Raw genomic sequence first — 17,278 nt, forward strand, 5'->3', positions numbered from 1 at the left:
ACAAAAGATGCGGTCCACAGTCTTTTGTCTGGATCGAACGTGCGCGAAAAACAATGTCTTGTGCAGCGACCTTTGCATTCAAGGGTGAATTCCTTGCATGCGTCGCCGCACTAGAGTTCGGCCGCCACCTCCTCCAGCTCGAAGCACTCGATCATGTCGCCCACCTGAAGGTCGTGATAGTGCTCGAACGACATGCCGCACTCGTAGCCCTCGCGCACCTCGCGGACGTCGTCCTTGAAGCGCTTGAGCTGGCCCAGGCTGCCCTCATGGATGACCACGTCGTCGCGCAGCAGGCGCACCTTGGCGCCCCGCTTGACCACGCCCTCGGTGATCATGCAGCCGGCCACCTTGCCCACCTTGGTGATGTTGAACACCTCGCGGATCTGGGCGTAGCCGATGAAGTTCTCCTTGAACGTCGGCTCCAGCATGCCGGCCAGCAGTGCCTTCACGTCGTCGGCGACGTTGTAGATGATGCTGTAGTAGCGGATCTCCACGCCGTCGCGCCGGGCCATCTCGCGGGCCTGAGGGTTGGCGCGGACGTTGAAGCCGATGATCAGGGCGTCGGACGCCTTGGCCAGCGTGATGTCGCTTTCGTTGATGCCGCCGACCGCCGAGTGCAGCACCCGCACCCGGACCTCGTCGCTGCCCATCTTCTCCAGCGTGCCGATGAGCGCCTCGACCGAGCCCTGCACGTCGCCCTTGATGACCACGGGCAGTTCCTTGGCCTCGCCGGCATGGATGCGCTCGAACATCTGCTCCATGGTGCCGCGCGCCGACTTCACGAACTGGGCCTCGCGGTCCTTGCGCTGGCGATAGCCGGAGACCTCGCGAGCCTGCGCCTCGTCGGCGACGACGATGAAATCGTCGCCGGCCTCGGGCATGCCGTTGAAGCCCAGCACCTCGGCGGGCGTGGCTGGACCGGCCTCCTCCAGGCGCTCGCCGCGTTCGCTGACCAGCGCCCGCACGCGGCCCCACTCCTTGCCGCACACGAAGGTGTCGCCGATGTGCAACGTGCCGCGCTGGATCAGCACCGTGGCCACGGACCCGCGCCCACGCTCCATCTTGGCCTCGATCACCGCACCCTCGGCCACCCGGTCCGGGTTGGCCTTCAGGTCCAGCAACTCGGACTGGAGCATCAGGGCCTCTTCCAGCTTGTCGAGGTGCAGGCGCTTCTTGGCCGAGACCTCGACGCACAGCACGTCGCCGCCCATCTGCTCCACCACCACTTCGTGGTTCAGCAGCGCGGTGCGCACCTTGTCGGGATCGGCCTCGGGCAGGTCGATCTTGTTGATGGCCACGACCATCGGCACCTTGGCCGCCTGGGCGTGGCGGATGGCCTCCACCGTCTGCGGCATGATGCCGTCGTTGGCGGCCACCACCAGCACGACGATGTCGGTCACATGGGCACCGCGCGCGCGCATCGCCGTGAAGGCGGCGTGGCCCGGCGTGTCGATGTAGGTGACACGCGCGCCGGAGGCCGACTGCACCTGATAGGCGCCGATATGCTGGGTGATGCCGCCGGCCTCGCCGGAGACCACGTCGGCCTCGCGCAGCGCATCCAGCAGCGACGTCTTGCCGTGGTCCACGTGACCCATGACGGTGACCACCGGCGGACGCGACATCAGCGTCTCGTCCTCGTCGGGACCCGCCACCAGGCCGATTTCCACGTCGGCGTCGGACACCCGCTTGGCCTTGTGACCGAAGTCCCCGATCACAAGTTCGGCGGTGTCGGCGTCGATGACCTGGTTGATGGTGGCCATCACGCCCAGCTTCATCAGCGACTTGACCACGTTGCCGCCACGCTCGGCCATGCGGTTGGCCAGTTCCTGGACGGTGATGGTCTCGGGGAGCGTGACCTCGCGGATGACCCGTTCCTGCGGCTGGGACTGCTGCTTGCGGCGCTCCTTCTGCTGGGCGCGGCGCATGGCCGCCATGGAGCGTCCGCGTTCCGACCGGTCGTCGCCGGTCAGCACCGAGGAAATGGTCAGCTTGCCGCGCCGCTTGGGCTCGACACGCTTGGTCGACGGTGTCTTGGCCGGCGCCTTGGCCGCCGGGGTGGCGGTGGCACCGCGCCGCGCCGGACCGGCGTCCTGCTCACCCTCGCGGCCGGTGGCCGGACGGCCCCGGGCCGCCGGACGCGCGCGATCGGCCTCGGCGCCATCGGCGCGCGGCTTGTCGCGGCGGGCCGCCGCGTCGGCGACCGGGCTGGCGGCCGCCGCCGCCGCATCGGCCGGCGTCGCGGTCCGGACGGCGCCGGGCTCACGCGGCGATGCGACCTCTTCCTCGGCCCTGCGGCGAGCGTCCTCCGCCTCGGCCAGGCGGCGCGCCTCGTCCTCCTCGGCCTTGCGGCGGGCGTCCTCCGCCTCGGCCAGACGACGCGCTTCCTCCTCGGCCTTGCGACGGACCTCCTCCTCGGCCTTGCGGCGCGCCTCGTCCTCGGCGCGCTGCTGGGCGGCCTGGAGGGCGCGCAGGCGATGCGCCTTTTCCTCGTTGGTCAGGTCCCCCGACAGGGATTCGGCGACCTCGCGCAGGCGCGCGTCGGATCCGCCGCCGCGCCCCCGGCGCGCCGCTTCCGCCTCGGCGGCGTGGACGGTGCGTTTCTTGCGCACCTCCACCTGGACCACCTTGGAGCGTCCATGGGAGAAGTTCTGGCGCACCTGGCCACTTTCCAGCGGGCGCTTCAGTTCCAGCTTGCCGCGCGAAGACAGCGACAACGGGGCCTTACGTTCCTTCTCGTCCGCCATTCGAACCAGCTATGCTCCATACCCTTGCCATGGGCCGGGCCCCGGATGGGCGACGGCCTTCGAATACACCCTGGCCTCATCGGGCCGGGCGCGCGCGAGTCCCACGCGTCCCGTCCGGATGCGCCGGGTCGGTCTCTGACCCCTCGGCCCGGACCATGGAAACGGGACCCATCACCGGCTCCGCCCGGAAACCGGCAAGCAACACACAACTCTCCAGGAGACGCGTCGCCAGGCGCCCCGTGTCCAGGGCCACATGCACGGCCCGATCCCGGCCCAGCGGCCGCCCCAGTTCCGCGGCGGTGAAGGCCGTCACCAGCACCGGTTCCGCCCGAACCCCCTCCTGGATCGGACGCTTTCCATCGGGGCGATCCAGATCGTCGCCGCCGGACTCTGCGGCCCGGGCGCGGGCCAGGGCGGCCGCCAGGGCCGCGACCTTGGTCCGTCCGTCCGGAGCCCCGTCGCTGGCCGCCAGAAGCACGCCAACAGCCCCCTCGCGCAGACGGGCGCGAACCTTTTCATACCCGGTCACCACCTGCCCGGCGCGGCGCGCCAGACCGAGACCATTCAAGCATCGTCGGACGAGCAGGGCCTCGACCCTGTCGGCCAGATCGGGCGGCACGGTGACGGGGCGGCGCGCGGCCCGGGCGAATGCACGCCGGGACGACGCCATCTCTACCATATCGCGGCCAGGGCTCAACCACAAACCTCGCCCCGGCAGCCGTTCATCCACATCGGGGACCACCTGACCGTCCAGATCGAGCACAAAGCGGATCAGACGGCGCCTGGGACGCCGCTCACGGGTGACGATACAGCGCCGTTCACCCTCGGGAAGGGACTCGCCAGAGTCGTCCTCCGGGGCATCATCGCCCGCGTCGTCGGTCCTATCGGCGCCCTCGATCATGGCCGCGCCCCCGCGATCCCCCGCGATCCCCGCTTGCGCCCCGGTCAGCCGGCGCGGTCGGAGTCGTCGTCCACGGCGGCGGTGTCCGCGTCCCCCGCCGCGTCTTCCGCCACGACCTCAACCTCGAGGCCAACCCCAGACTCAGTCCCAGACTCAGTCCCAGGGTCCGTCCCGGCGTCGGCATCGGCGTTCGCGTCCGTTGCCGCGCCCACGTCCCCCTCGGACTCCGCGCCGGAGTCGGCCGCCACGTCGTCGTCGTCGAACCAGTGCGCCCGCGAGGCCATGATGATGGTGTTGGCCGTCTCCTCGTCCATGGCCTCCAGGCCGACGATCTCGCGCAGCTCGTCGCTGGCCAGATCGGCCAGATCGTCCAGGGTCTTCACCCCGGCCTGACCCAGGGCCACCAGCATGGTCGCCGACAGCCCGTGCACGAAGGTCATCTCGTCGTCCACGCCCAGCTCGCGGCGCTGCTCGTCGGCGACACGCTCGCGTTCCTCCAGGTAGGACTGGGCCCGCTCCTTGAGTTCGGCGGCGATGTCGGGATCGAAGCCCTCGATGTCGGCGAGTTCGTCGTCGACGACGAACGCCACCTCCTCCACGGAGCTGAATCCCTCGGTGACCAGCAGATGGGCGATCACATCGTCCACGTCGAGGGCATCGATGAACGCCTGCGAGCGGGTGCGGAACTCCTCCTGGCGGCGCTCGGATTCCTCGGCCTCGGTCAGGATGTCGATGTCCCAGCCGGACAACTGCGACGCGAGACGCACGTTCTGGCCGCGCCGGCCGATGGCCAGCGACAGTTGCTCGTCGGGCACCACCACCTCGATGCGGTTGGTGTCCTCGTCCAGCACCACCTTGGCCACCTCGGCCGGGGCCAGGGCGTTGACCACGAAGCTGGCCGGCTCCTCGGTCCACTGAATGATGTCGATCTTCTCGCCCTGAAGCTCGGCGACCACCGCCTGCACGCGCGAGCCGCGCATGCCGACGCAGGCGCCGACGGGATCGATGCTCGAGTCCCTGGACAATACCGCGATCTTGGCGCGCGAGCCCGGGTCGCGGGCCACCGCCTTGATGTCGATGATGCCGTCGTAGATCTCCGGCACCTCCTGGGCGAACAGCTTGGCCATGAACTCCGGCCGGGTCCGGGACAGGAAGATCTGCGGGCCGCGCGGTTCCTGGCGCACGTCGAAGATGTAGGCCCGCACCCGGTCGCCGTTCTTGAAGTGCTCGCGCGGGATCAGTTCGTCGCGGCGCAACAGCGCCTCGGCGCGGCCCAGATCGACGATGACGTTGCCGAACTCCACCCGCTTGACCAGGCCGTTGACGACCTCGTCCATGCGGTCCTTGTATTCCTCGTACTGACGCTCGCGCTCGGCCTCGCGCACGCGCTGCACGATCACCTGCTTGGCGGTCTGCGCGGCGATGCGGCCGAAATCGATGGGCGGCAACGGATCGATCAGCTCGTCACCGGGCTCGGCGTCGGGCTTCTTGCGCCGGGCGCGGTCCACGGTGACCTGGGTGGCCTCGTCCTCGACCTCCTCGACCACCTGCAAGCGTCGCTCCAGGCGGATTTCGCCGGTGCGCCGGTCGATGGCCGCGCGGATGTCGTGATCGTGTCCGTACTTGGACCGGCCCGCCTTCTGAATGGCCTGCTCCATGGCCACGAACACCTCCTCGCGCTCGATGCCCTTGTCGCGCGAGACCGTGTCGGCCACCTGCACCAGTTCGGGCCGGCTCATGCCGGCAATACGTTCCATCTGACTCAGTCTCCCGAAACTACGCGTCCTGCGCCGCGGCCCGATCCGGCGCCGGATCCCGGCGGGCATCCTTGTCGGCCTTCATGACCGCCGCGATCAGATCATCCGTCAGCACCAGCTTGGCCTTGGTCAGCGATCCCAGCGGCACCCGCCACTCGGCCACGCCCTCGTTGGTGGGCTCGTCCAGCCGCAGCGACACCACGTCGTCCTGGTCGATGCCCAGCAGCCGCCCCTTGGCGCGCCGCCGGCCGTCCACCGCCAGATCCGCCTCCAGCCGCACCGCGTGTCCGGCGTAGCGCGCGAAGTCGGCGCGCCGGGTCAGGGGCCGGTCCACGCCGGGCGAACTGACCTCCAGGTCGTAGGCGCCGGCGATGGGATCGTCCACGTCCAGCACCGCCGACAGCGCATGGCTGATGGCCTCGCAGTCCTCCACGGTGATCGGCAGGCCATCCACGCGATCGGCCATCACCTGAAGGACCTTGCGTTGGCGGCCCATGAACAGCACGCGCACCAGTGTGAAGCCCATACCCTCCAGGACGGGTGCCACCAGGTCCACCAGCGGGCCGTTGTCGCCGATCAGCCGCGTCACGCCTGTTGCCGCTCCATCCCTTGCGATCAGGTCCCCACCCCCGACGTGACGACGCCATCGCCGGACTTCGGGAACAAAAAAAAGGGGGGCCGCTGGCCCACCCCATCATGGCGTCCCGGGTCCGTATCATGGTCCGGTCCGTTATGAGGATCGATACCGTCGTCGTATACCAACATTGCCGACCGCTGGCAAGACCGCGTCCCAGGGCGATTCGGTTCCCCATGGGGCATCCCGTCCGACCGCGCCCCTCCGGCGCTGGTCCCGCCGCGTCTCCATGCCGGCCTTAGCGCCGCTCGGCATACCAGCCGTGGCGCGCCGGCCATGGCCTGGGCGCGGCGCCCCCCTCGAACAGGTCGCCCCCCGTGACGATCTGATCCCAGGGGTCGGCGCCCCGGGGTCCGGTGTCGCGCACGAACTCGACGGCGCCGTTCCGCCCGACCGTGCCATGGATGCGCGTCACTTCGCCGCCGCCGGGGCGGGACACGCGGACCGGCCGTCGATGTCGGGTGACGGATCCTGCGCCCTTGTTCCCGCATCGGTCTCCTCTTACCCTTTTCTTTAAGGTCCCGGTGTCAGAATGGGGGACGCGGCCGGCCGGTCGGCGCGGCCGCGCCATGATGCCGACCGCCTTGGGGATTCGGGGCATGCCGACGATCGCCCACTACGAGGTCTACACCCTGGAGGACACGGGCTGGGTCCTGCACGCCCGCTATGTCACGGCCGAAAAGACGCGCGCCCTGGAAGAGGCCAGCGCCCTGGAGGCCCACCTGGGCCGCCCCACCAAGGTGATGCGGGAAAGCTACGACACCGACACCAATCGGTACGGCGAGCAGACCGTCTACCTCAGCCCCAAGGCCGTGGACCTGCGCCGGAACCAGCGCGCGCGCCGTGACCGTACCCTGGCGCGCCGCCGGGGCACCAGGGCCAGCCTGGGGGACGACCTGGGGGACTCCGAGTGGGGCCGGCCAACCGCGTCGTCCGGGCCTGTCGGCGCCGGGTACCGCCCCAATGCGCGGATTCCCGCCGGACTGAGCCAGTTCGCGGGACCGGGAAACGCCCAGGCCGGCCGCACCCGCTTCGGCGCGCCCACCCATGCCCGCTCCACGGGGGATCTGCTGGCGCGCCTGCTGTTCGTGCTGGTCGCCAGCCTAATCATCGCCACGGCGGGCGCGGCGGTGCTTCCGGTCGTCATCAACATGCTGCGGAGCTTCGACGTGGTCGTCGACAGCCGCTCGCTGTCCAACTCCCTGTTTTCGGTGTTCATGGTCCTGTTCCTGCTCAGCGGCTTCGTGTTGACGCTGCGCCTGGTTCCCCTGCAGGGCGTCGCGGGCGAAGACCAGCCGCGGCGGCGGCGACGCGCGCCCGGCGGCGCGCGGGTCCCGGGACACGCCGCCCCGCCGGGCGCGGCAGACGCCGCCGGCACGGTCCTTGGCGCGCCCACCGAGACGGAGACCACCAGCGCCGACCGGACGGTGGTGGAGGACCGCGCTGGCCAGGAGGCGGCCGAGACCCCGGACGACCGATCGCCCCCGCCCGCGACGGACGGCGACATCGACAAGAAGCGAAAAAGGAAAATTCAGGACGAAGAGGAAAAAGAAAGGAAAAGGCTGAAGAAAGAACTTGAAGACCAGAAAAAGAAACAAAAAGAAAAAGACCAGAAATCAGAGCAAATCCTTGCGGAGATGGACCTGACCGACGATCCATACGACGAGTCCATGGATGAGCTGACCCTGGACCCGCCCCCCAGCCGGGCCTTCGAGACCGGTCACGCCCTCACGGTGGACTTCCTCGGCACGTATGTCGCCGCCCTCAAGGACCTACGTCCCAAACTGGACACCTTCAACCGCTTCGGCATCAACCTCTACCTGGCCGGCGTCTGCGACGTGGTGTCCCAGACCGCGCACCTGAGCCAGGAGGAGTTCCACAAGCTGTTGCGCGAGACGGTGGAGGTCATGGGAACGCGCCCGGAACTGGCCAACTCGTTCGTCGAGCGTCTCGACACCTATCTGGCCGAGGACCGCTACGCCCGCATGGTGCGCTTCGGACGCGAGGCCATGACCCTGCACCAGTCCGGCGCCGACAATGCCTTCGCCAGCCTGGGCATGGTGCTGGAAGACTGGAACACCCCCAAGACACAGACCATCACCGGCAGCACCATCGCCATCGTCTTCACCGACATGGTGGGCTCCACCGACCTGACCAGCGAACACGGCGACCTCAAGGCCCAGCAGACCCTGCGCGCCCACAACGCGGCCGTGCGCTCGGCGCTGGCGCGTTTCAACGGTCGCGAGATCAAGCACACCGGCGACGGCATCATGGCCACCTTCGAGCATGTGCCCGACGCCGTCTGGGGCATGATCGACGTGCTCAAGGCGGCGCGCGTCCATAACCAAGCCGAGTCCGAACTGCCGCTTCGGATTCGGATCGGCATCAACGCCGGCGAGCCCATCAGCGCCGAGAACGACTACTATGGCCTGGCGGTCACGGTGGCGGCGCGCGTCTGCGCGCAGGCGGACATGGACGAGATCATGGTCAGCCAGATCGTGCGCGACATGTGCGAGGGCACCAAGCTGGTGTTCGAGGAGCGGGGGACCACCTTCCTGAAGGGCATCAAGGACCCCCAGCGGCTGCACGAGGCGGTGTGGGAGGGATCACCGTCCCGCCAGCGGCGCGCGGGGTCCGCCGCCGACGCCCCGCCGGCGGACGGCACGGCTCCGGCCACCGGCGCGCCCCCTCCCGGACCCGCCGACGACGGGACGGCGGAGACCGCCCTCACCGCCGTGCCCAGCCAGCCGGGGGCCGGACAGGTCCACGACGGCGGCGCCACCATCGACCCGGAGGCCGACGGCTGGCAGGAACCGCGCCTTGATCCGGACCCGGCGTCCGGCCCCCGGGCGGCGGCCGATCCCCGATCCGATCCCCGATCTGATTCTGGACCCGAGGTCCGGCGCGCGTCCGACTCCGACGGCGGTCCGGCGCCCGACGCCAGGGGCGAGACGGGGGACACCACGCGGGCCGACATCGGCGGTGATGCCGGCAGCGACGCCCCCTCCGACGTCGTCGACCGGACCCCGGCCCGGGACGGCGGCGCGCCGGGATCGGCCGCCCCGCCGGACACAACGGCCACGGCCCCCACGACGGAGAGTTCGACGACGGAATCCTCGACGACGGGGCGCCCCGCCTCCGCCTGATCCCGGCCGGCGGCGGGTCACGCGCCGCATGCGGAGCGTCGCCAGGCCCGGGGATCGGTCGGATCCGGTGGCCGTTACGGCGAGCCGCCGGTGGCCCGGCTGGCGGCCTGGGTGAACTGCTGCCAGAAAAATTTTTGAAGATGTTCCAGGTTGCCGATCTGCGCCGGCAGCCAGGTCCGGAACAGAACCTCGGGATCGGTGGCCGCCAGGTTGGCCTCCAACCGCTCCTGCAACTGCGCCATCACCGCCGACTGCATGGGCTGGACGTCGGGCAGGCCGAGGAAGGCCCGGGCCTCCTCCGGCGTGCAATCAATGTCGATATGCAGCTTCATCGGTGGTCTCCTCCCGGAGTCGGGGTGGACGGGGCGTCGCGACCGTGCCAAGGGCGAGACCCATGATCCCGGCGATCGTCGCACCCGCACGAGGTCCTGTTATTCCAACGGTCATAGAGACTGACCGTCGCCGTCCGTGGCCGATGCCGCTGGTATGAGGACTCCTGCCTGCCAGGGATCGTGCCCGGGACCCTGCCCGGGACCCTGCCCGGGACCCTGCCCGGGACCCTGCCCGGGACCCTGCCCGGGACCCTGCCCGGGACCCTGGTTGTATCGCCAGCCGTGGATCCCAACCTAAGGCAACGGGCGCGCGGTTTCCAGTGCGGCCCCACGATCCCTTGACCGGCCGTCCTTGCGCCTGACTGGTCAGTCCCAAGGACATGCGCCGCCCCGGACGCCCGACGGGGCATCCCGTCGATACGACCGGAGCCGCGTCGCGGCACCGGAGGCGATACCGACGCCGTCGCGTCGGCCGCCCGACACCACGTTGACCCCTTCTGTCGGGCGGTATTCCCCCCCCACGCGGAGTCGAGACGCGATGAGCCACAACCGCCTGGCCGACGAAACCAGCCCGTACCTGCTGCAACACAAGGACAACCCGGTCCACTGGTGGCCCTGGGGCGAGGCGGCCTTCGCCGAGGCCCGGGCGAGCGGCCGGCCGGTGCTGCTGTCGGTGGGCTACGCCGCCTGCCACTGGTGCCATGTCATGGCCCACGAGAGCTTCGAGAACCCGGCCATCGCCGCGCGCATGAACGCCCTGTTCGTGAACATCAAGGTGGACCGCGAGGAGCGCCCGGACGTCGACGCCCTGTACATGGGGGCGCTGGCGCTGATGGGCGAGCCGGGGGGCTGGCCGCTGACCCTGTTCCTGACCCCGGACGGGCGGCCGTTCACCGGCGGCACCTACTTCCCGCCCACGCCGCGACACGGGCGGCCGGGCTTTCCGGCGGTGCTGGAGCAGGTGTCCGCGCTGTTCCACGCCGACGACGGACGGGTGGCGCGGGCGGCGACCGGCCTCTGTCAGGCGCTGGAGGCCCAGGCCCGGGGCGGCGGGAGCGGGGAGGGGCCGGACGCCGACGGACCGGATGGGGCCGGCGCCGTGCCCACCCTGGCCGATCAGGATGCCTGGGCGCGGCGCCTGCTGGATCACCTGGATCCGGTGCATGGCGGCCTGGCCGGCGCGCCCAAGTTTCCCATGGTCACGGCCCTGGACGCCCTGTGGCGCGCCTTCCGCCGCACCGGTGACGAGTCCCTGGGCGACGCGGTGCGCCTGAGCCTGACCCGCATGGGCCAGGGCGGGATCTACGACCACCTGGGCGGCGGCTTCGCGCGCTACAGCACCGACGAGCGCTGGCTGGCGCCGCACTTCGAGAAGATGCTCTACGACAATGCCCAGGTGCTCGACCTGATGGTCCGGGTCTGGGCGCGGGACCGGACCCCCCTGCTGTTGGCGCGCATCGAGGAGACCGTTGCCTGGGTCGAGCGGGAGATGATCGCCGACAACGGCGCCTTCGCCGCCACCCTGGACGCCGACAGCGAGGGCGAGGAGGGACGCTTCTATGTCTGGCGCGAGGCCGAGGTGGATGCCGTGCTGGACGGCGATCCGGAGACGGCGGCGCTGGTCAAGGCGGCCTACGACGTGACCGCGGCGGGCAACTGGGAGGGGCGGGTGATCCTCAACCGCTCGGGCCCCCAGCCGGTGCCGCCGCCCGGGTGGTCCACCGACGATGTCGAGGCCGCCCTGGCGCGCGGCCGGGCACGGCTGCTGGCGGCCCGGGACACGCGGGTGCGCCCGGCCCGCGACGACAAGGTCCTGGCCGACTGGAACGGCCTGATGATCGCCGCGTTGGCGCGGGCGGCGGCGGTGCTGGACCGGCCCGCATGGCGGACGCGGGCGGAGACGGCCTTCGCGGCCGTGGTCCGCGATCTCGGCTGGCGTGACGAGGCCGGCCACGCACGCCTGAGCCATGCCTGGCGCCAGGGGCGGCGGCGCAAGGTCGGCGTTCTGGACGACCTCGGGCATATGGCCCTGGCGGCCCTGGCGCTGCATCGCGGCACCGGGACGGCGGATTATCTGGAGCACGCGCGCGCCTGGGTCGACACCGCCCTCGCCCTGTACGGGGACACCGAGGCCGGGGGCTTCTTCCTTGCCGCCGCCGATGCGCCCGACCTGATCGTCCGACCCAAGAGCGCCATGGACACGCCCGCGCCCTCGGGCAACGGGGCGCTGGCGCTGGCGCTGGCGCGGCTGGCGGCGATGACCGGCGACGAGACAGACGCGCGCCAGGCCGAGGCGACGGCCCGCGCCTTCGCCGCCGTGCTGCCCCGGGGCTATCCGCACACGGCGACGCTCCTGGCGGCGCTGGAGGCGCTGGCGCGCTGTCCCCAGGTGGTGGTGGTCGGCCGGTCCGACGACCCGGGCACGGCGGCGCTGATGGGGGTGGCGGCGGCCAGTCCGGACCCGGATCTGGTGCTGACCCGGGTGACGCCGGGCGATGCCGTGCCGGCCGGGCATCCGGCGGCGGGCAAGACGGCCGTCGCGGACCAGGCCACCGCCTACGTCTGCCGGGGACCCACCTGCGGCGCGCCGGTGACCGATCCGGCGGTCCTGGCCCGGGTGCTGGACTAGATGCGACTCCGGCGACGGCGGCCTCCCCCCTTGGCCCACCGGTGGTCCGCCCTTGGCGCGCCTCTGGTCCTGCCCTGGTCGCGGTCTCCGTCGCGTGCTATCCGGACGGCACGGCAGCCGGCGGGGACCGCCCGCGCCCGCGCGCGGATCGTCGTTGGATGCCCGGTCACTGCCACGAAAGGAGCCCGGCCATGTCCCACGCCATCCGCTTTCACAAGACCGGCGGCCCCGAGGTCCTGAGCTGGGACCCCGCGCCGGACGGCGACCCCGGCCCCGGCGAGGTGCGGGTGCGTCACCGCGCGGTGGGCCTGAACTTCATCGACACCTATCATCGCTCCGGCCTCTATCCGGTGGCGGCGCTTCCCTCCGGACTGGGGCTTGAGGCCGCCGGGGTGATCGAGGCGGTGGGGGCGGGAGTCCAGGGATTCGCGGCGGGGGACCGCGTCGCCTATGGCACCGGGCCTCTGGGGGCCTATCGCGAGACCCGGGTGATGGCCACGGACACCCTGGTCACGCTCCCGGACACCATCGACGACACCACCGCCGCCGCCATGATGCTGCAGGGCCTGACGGCGCAATACCTCATCCGCCGCCTGTTTCCGGTCCAGCCGGGCATGACCGTGCTGGTCCATGCCGCCGCCGGAGGCGTGGGGTTGATCGCCTGCCAGTGGCTCAGGCACATCGGGGCCACGGTCATCGGCACGGTGGGCTCATCGGAGAAGGCGGAGCTCGCGCGGGCGCACGGCTGTGATCATCCGATTCTCTACCGTGACGAGGATTTCGTCGCCCGGGTGCGGGAGATCACCGGCGGTCGGGGCGTGCCGGTGGTCTATGATGGCGTCGGCCAGGACGTGTTCGAGGGTTCGCTGGACTGCCTGGCGCGGCGCGGCACGATGGTCACCTTCGGCAATGCCTCCGGGCCGGTGCCGCCGGTCTCCCCGCTGACCCTTTCCGACAAGGGATCGCTGGTCCTGACCCGGCCCAAGCTGATGGACTGGGTGGCGACGCGGGACGAGTTGGTGGCGGCGGCCGAGGACCTGTTTTCCGTCGTCTCCAGCGGCGCGGTGCGCGTGGCCGTCCATCAGACCTACGCCCTGAGGGACGCCGCCCAGGCGCATCGGGACCTGGAGGGGCGCAAGACCACCGGCTCGACGGTGCTGCTCCCGGCGTGAGGACCATCGGGACGGGGGAGGGGACCGCCGGGGCCTGTTTCACGTGAAACACACGGTTGGGGAAGGGGAGGGCAGCCCTCGTTGTTTCACGTGAAACAGTTGGCCAAGCGCGTGATCACCCGTCGGTGACGAGGCGCGCATTCGCGCCTCTCCCGGCTCCGCGAGCCCCTTCGTGTCGCGGCGCGAGACACCACCGCACCGCGTCGCCCCTGGAACCCGGTGGCCACCGCCTCTATAAGGACGGGGTCCACGCCCGATGACGCGGACGCCGCCGGGTCCCACCCCGTCCCCATGACCGACCCCGTGCCGCCCATGCCGCGCTCGACCCCATCGTCTGGCCCACACACACTGCCCCCCGCCGACGTCCTGGTCGTGGGCGGCGGGCACGCGGGGGTCGAGGCTGCCGCCGCCGCCGCGCGCCTGGGGGCGCGTACCCTGCTGCTCACCCATCGGCGCGAGACCATCGGCGCGATGTCCTGCAACCCGGCCATCGGCGGCCTGGGCAAGGGCCATCTGGCGCGCGAGATCGACGCCCTGGACGGCCTGATGGCCCGGGCCATCGACCGCGCCGGCATCCAGTTTCGCGTGCTCAACCGCTCCAAGGGACCGGCGGTGCAGGGGCCACGCGCCCAGGCCGACCGCCGCCTGTACGCCCGGGCCATCCAGGACCTGCTGGCCGGGGTCCCGGGCCTGGACATCGTCGAGGGCGCCGTCGAGGATCTGATCGTTGACTCCACGCCGCGCCGGGCCGACACCGACCAGGGCGTCGTCGCCGGTGTCGTGCTGGCCGACGGCCGGCGGCTGACCGCCGGCGCCGTCGTTCTGACCACCGGGACCTTCCTGCGCGGGGTGCTGCACCGGGGGCACGCCACCACCCCCGGCGGGCGTCTGGGCTGCCCGGCCGCCCTGGGCCTGTCCACCGCGCTGGCCCGCCTGGGCCTGCCGCTGGCCCGCCTGAAGACCGGCACGCCGCCCCGCCTGGACGGCCGCACCATCGACTGGGAGGCCCTGGCGCCACAGCCCGGCGACATCCCGCCCGAACCCTTTTCCAGCCTGACCGACCGCATCACCACGCCGCAGGTGCCCTGCCACATCACCACCACGACCCCCGCGACCCACGCCCTGATCCGCGCCAACCTGACCCGCTCGGCCCTCTACGGCGGCCGCATCGAGGGCATCGGCCCGCGCTATTGCCCGAGCATCGAGGACAAGGTGGTGCGCTTCGCCGACCGCGACCGCCATCAGATCTTCCTGGAGCCCGAGGGGCTGGACACGCCCACGGTCTACCCCAACGGCATCTCCACCAGCCTGCCCGATGACGTTCAGGCCGCCCTGGTGGCCACCATCCCCGGGCTGGCGCGCGCGCGCATCCTCCAATCCGGCTATGCCATCGAGTACGACATGGTGGACCCTCGCGTGCTGCGCCCGACCCTGGAGGTCGCCCGCCTGCCGGGCCTGTTCCTGGCCGGCCAGATCAACGGCACCACCGGGTACGAGGAGGCCGCCGCCCTGGGCCTGATGGCCGGCGTCAACGCGGCCCTCCTGGCCGGCGCCCGGGCCGGCGACCGCCGCGACCCGGCCGGCGCGCCCGCCGACGACCGGCCGGCCTTCACGCTGGATCGGGCCGAGGCCACCATCGGCGTCATGATCGACGATTTGGTGACGCGCGGCGTGACCGAGCCCTATCGCATGTTCACCAGCCGCGCCGAATACCGCCTGCGCCTGCGCGCCGACAACGCCGACGAGCGCCTGACCGACCGGGGCCTGGCCGTCGGCCTGGTGGGCCGGGAGCGCGCCGCCCACTGGCGCGATCGGGCCGCGCGCCTGGCCCAGGCCCGCGCCCTGCTGGACGGGCTGTCCATGACCCCGACGCACCTGAACCGCGCCGGCTGGCGCATCAACCAGGACGGCCAGCGCCGCACCGCCTTCGACCTGCTGGGCCAGCCCGACGTGACCGTGGCCCGGCTGGCGACCCTGTGGCCCGCGCTGGCCAGCATCGACCCGGCCAGCGCCGCCCGCCTGGAGGTCACCGCCCGCTACGACCGCTACCTGGCCCGCATGGACCGCGACATCGCCCAGCACCGCCGCGACGAGGCGCTGCGCCTGCCCGACGGCGTGGACTACGCGGCCATCGGCGGCCTGTCCACGGAGATGCGCCAGGTGCTGTCCCGGGCCCGCCCGGCCACCCTGGGCGCCGCCGCGCGTCTGCCCGGCGTCACCCCGGCCGCGCTCACCGCCCTGCTGGCCCATGTGCGCCGGCGCGACCCCGGCGCCCGCGCGCGGCCCGGGACCGCCGGACCATGACCCGCCGCCCCCGATCCCCGATCCGTCCCACCGCCCCGCCCCGGACCACCGCCCGTCCGGCGTCGGCGCGGACGGCGCCCCCGCCGCCGCTGGCGGACGACCCCCCGGCCGCCCGCGCCGCCCGCCGCGACGCGCTGGCCGCCGTCCTCGGCTGCCCCCCCACGGCGATTCCCGACGACACCGTCCGCCGCCTGGAGACCCTGCTCGACCTGCTGGCCCGCTGGACCCGTCGCATCAACCTGGTGGCCCCGTCCACCCTGACCGGGCCGGACCGGGGGTGGGCGCGGCACGTGCTCGATTCGGCCCAGCTCCACCCGCTGATGCCCGGCACCGCCCGTCGCCTGGTGGACCTGGGATCGGGCGCCGGCTTTCCCGGGCTGGTGCTCGCGATCCTGGGCGCGCCCGATGCGCACCTCGTCGAGTCGGACCGGCGCAAGGCCGCTTTCCTGCGCGAGGCCGCCCGCGCCACCCACACAGCCGTCACCCTTCATGCCGCCCGGCTGGAGTCCGTCGCGCCGCTCGCGGGCGACGTGGTCACCGCCCGCGCCCTGGCCCCGCTGCCGGACCTGCTGCCCCTGGTGTTGCGTCACCGCGCGCCGGACGGCCTGGCGCTGCTCCCCAAGGGGCGGGACGTGGAGACGGAATTGACCGCCTGCCGGGATCAATGGATCATGCGCCTGAGCAGCCAGCCGGCGCGCGGTGATCCCGCCGGCCGCATTCTCGTCATTCGGGAGATCCACCGTGTCGCCACCCCCCGCTGACACGCCCACCCGGGGGCGCGCCGGTGCCCCCCGGACCGGCCCCATGGGCATCGGCCCCACCACGGGCACCGGTCCGCGTATCATCGCCATCGCCAACCAGAAGGGCGGCGTGGGCAAGACCACCACGGCCATCAATCTGGCGACCGCGCTGGCCGCCACCCAAACGCGTGTTCTGGTCATCGACCTGGATCCGCAAGGCAACGCCTCCACGGGCTTCGGCATCGCCCGGGGCAATCGCGGCCGCGACAGCTACCAGCTTCTGTCCGGCACCCTGCCGTTGTCCGAAACCCAGGTGGACACCGGGATTCCCGGCCTGACGCTGGTGCCCTCGGGGATGGACCTGGCGGGCGCCGAGCTGGAACTGGTGGACATCGACCGCCGCGAGCACCGCCTGGCCGATGCCCTGACCCGGACTCCCGCGGGGCGTCCCGGCCCGAGCGACGCGGCGGTCGACTACATCCTCATCGACTGCCCGCCCGCCCTGGGCCTGCTGACCCTCAATGCCCTGGTGGCGGCGCACGCGGTGCTGATCCCGCTGCAATGCGAGTTCTTCGCCCTGGAGGGCATCAGCCACCTCATGACCACCGTCGAGCGGGTCCGCGCCCGCTTCAACCCCGCCCTGGAGATCCAGGGAATCGTGCTGACCATGTTCGACCGCCGCAACAACCTGTCGGACCTGGTGGCCGAGGACGTGCGCACCTACTTCGGCGACAAGGTCTACGAGACGGTCATTCCCCGCAACGTCCGCGTCTCCGAGGCACCATCGCATGGCAAGCCGGTGCTGCTCTATGACCTGGCCTGCGCCGGATCCAGGGCTTACGTGAAGCTGGCCGGCGAGGTGATCCGCCAGACCCGCACCCTGGCGGCGTAGTACCCGACCGGCCCCCGGCGACCCGCG

At 71.8% G+C, this 17,278-nt stretch carries 12 protein-coding genes; 6 read left to right on the forward strand and 6 right to left on the reverse strand.

What is annotated here, in order from left to right; translation table 11 throughout:
* Positions 1 to 110: 110 nt before the first annotated feature.
* From infB to GGD89_RS00575, 5 genes are all read right to left on the reverse strand, one after another.
* Positions 111 to 2,744: a translation initiation factor IF-2 gene (infB, locus tag GGD89_RS00555; RefSeq protein ID WP_184042146.1), complete on the reverse strand. Its 2,634-nt coding sequence runs from the start codon at positions 2,742 to 2,744 to the stop codon at positions 111 to 113.
* 76 nt (positions 2,745 to 2,820) lie between these two features.
* Positions 2,821 to 3,645: an RNA-binding protein gene (locus GGD89_RS00560; protein WP_184042147.1), complete on the reverse strand. Its 825-nt coding sequence runs from the start codon at positions 3,643 to 3,645 to the stop codon at positions 2,821 to 2,823.
* Between the two features lie 44 nt (positions 3,646 to 3,689).
* The gene (gene nusA / locus GGD89_RS00565) at positions 3,690 to 5,402 is read right to left on the reverse strand and encodes a transcription termination factor NusA (protein ID WP_184042148.1); all 1,713 of its coding nucleotides are present in this window, start codon (positions 5,400 to 5,402) and stop codon (positions 3,690 to 3,692) included.
* A gap of 19 nt (positions 5,403 to 5,421) precedes the next feature.
* Complete coding sequence (rimP, locus tag GGD89_RS00570) at positions 5,422 to 5,991, reverse strand: ribosome maturation factor RimP (RefSeq protein ID WP_343058474.1); 570 nt, start codon at positions 5,989 to 5,991, stop codon at positions 5,422 to 5,424.
* A 283-nt stretch (positions 5,992 to 6,274) separates the two neighbouring features.
* On the reverse strand, positions 6,275 to 6,475 hold the full coding sequence (locus GGD89_RS00575) for a hypothetical protein (RefSeq protein ID WP_184042149.1): 201 nt from the start codon (positions 6,473 to 6,475) through the stop codon (positions 6,275 to 6,277).
* A gap of 160 nt (positions 6,476 to 6,635) precedes the next feature.
* On the opposite strand from GGD89_RS00575, the gene GGD89_RS00580 reads away from it, so the two are divergent.
* On the forward strand, positions 6,636 to 9,182 hold the full coding sequence (locus tag GGD89_RS00580; RefSeq protein ID WP_184042150.1) for an adenylate/guanylate cyclase domain-containing protein: 2,547 nt from the start codon (positions 6,636 to 6,638) through the stop codon (positions 9,180 to 9,182).
* 74 nt (positions 9,183 to 9,256) lie between these two features.
* On the opposite strand, the gene GGD89_RS00585 is transcribed toward GGD89_RS00580, so the two are convergent.
* Positions 9,257 to 9,514, reverse strand: coding sequence for a DUF6489 family protein (locus GGD89_RS00585; protein WP_184042151.1), 258 nt, complete (start codon positions 9,512 to 9,514; stop codon positions 9,257 to 9,259).
* Between the two features lie 538 nt (positions 9,515 to 10,052).
* Here GGD89_RS00585 and GGD89_RS00590 point away from each other — a divergent pair.
* From GGD89_RS00590 to GGD89_RS00610, 5 genes are all read left to right on the forward strand, one after another.
* Entirely contained in the window at positions 10,053 to 12,143 is a 2,091-nt protein-coding gene (locus GGD89_RS00590; RefSeq protein WP_184042152.1) for a thioredoxin domain-containing protein, read from the forward strand.
* A 191-nt stretch (positions 12,144 to 12,334) separates the two neighbouring features.
* A complete protein-coding gene (locus GGD89_RS00595; protein ID WP_184042153.1) occupies positions 12,335 to 13,315 on the forward strand; it encodes a quinone oxidoreductase family protein in 981 nt (326 codons plus the stop codon).
* Between the two features lie 312 nt (positions 13,316 to 13,627).
* Entirely contained in the window at positions 13,628 to 15,619 is a 1,992-nt protein-coding gene (gene mnmG, locus GGD89_RS00600) for a tRNA uridine-5-carboxymethylaminomethyl(34) synthesis enzyme MnmG (protein ID WP_184042321.1), read from the forward strand.
* A complete protein-coding gene (locus GGD89_RS00605; protein ID WP_184042154.1) occupies positions 15,616 to 16,380 on the forward strand; it encodes a 16S rRNA (guanine(527)-N(7))-methyltransferase RsmG in 765 nt (254 codons plus the stop codon). Before mnmG ends, GGD89_RS00605 begins: the two co-directional genes overlap by 4 nt.
* Before the next feature lie 43 nt (positions 16,381 to 16,423).
* On the forward strand, positions 16,424 to 17,251 hold the full coding sequence (locus GGD89_RS00610) for a ParA family protein (protein WP_184042322.1): 828 nt from the start codon (positions 16,424 to 16,426) through the stop codon (positions 17,249 to 17,251).
* Positions 17,252 to 17,278 lie beyond the last annotated feature (27 nt).

This window comes from Roseospira visakhapatnamensis (assembly GCF_014197915.1).
In the GTDB taxonomy this organism is placed as follows: Bacteria; Pseudomonadota; Alphaproteobacteria; order Rhodospirillales; family Rhodospirillaceae; genus Rhodospira; species Rhodospira visakhapatnamensis.

Coding starts and splice junctions, on each gene's coding strand:
- GGD89_RS00585 (WP_184042151.1), bottom strand. CDS start 9,514: ATGAAGCTGCATATCGACATTGATTGCACGCCGGAGGAGGCCCGGGCC.
- GGD89_RS00595 (WP_184042153.1), top strand. CDS start 12,335: ATGTCCCACGCCATCCGCTTTCACAAGACCGGCGGCCCCGAGGTCCTG.
- GGD89_RS00590 (WP_184042152.1), top strand. CDS start 10,053: ATGAGCCACAACCGCCTGGCCGACGAAACCAGCCCGTACCTGCTGCAA.
- GGD89_RS00560 (WP_184042147.1), bottom strand. CDS start 3,645: ATGATCGAGGGCGCCGATAGGACCGACGACGCGGGCGATGATGCCCCG.
- mnmG (WP_184042321.1), top strand. CDS start 13,628: ATGCCGCGCTCGACCCCATCGTCTGGCCCACACACACTGCCCCCCGCC.
- nusA (WP_184042148.1), bottom strand. CDS start 5,402: ATGGAACGTATTGCCGGCATGAGCCGGCCCGAACTGGTGCAGGTGGCC.
- GGD89_RS00605 (WP_184042154.1), top strand. CDS start 15,616: ATGACCCGCCGCCCCCGATCCCCGATCCGTCCCACCGCCCCGCCCCGG.
- infB (WP_184042146.1), bottom strand. CDS start 2,744: ATGGCGGACGAGAAGGAACGTAAGGCCCCGTTGTCGCTGTCTTCGCGC.
- GGD89_RS00580 (WP_184042150.1), top strand. CDS start 6,636: ATGCCGACGATCGCCCACTACGAGGTCTACACCCTGGAGGACACGGGC.
- GGD89_RS00610 (WP_184042322.1), top strand. CDS start 16,424: ATGGGCATCGGCCCCACCACGGGCACCGGTCCGCGTATCATCGCCATC.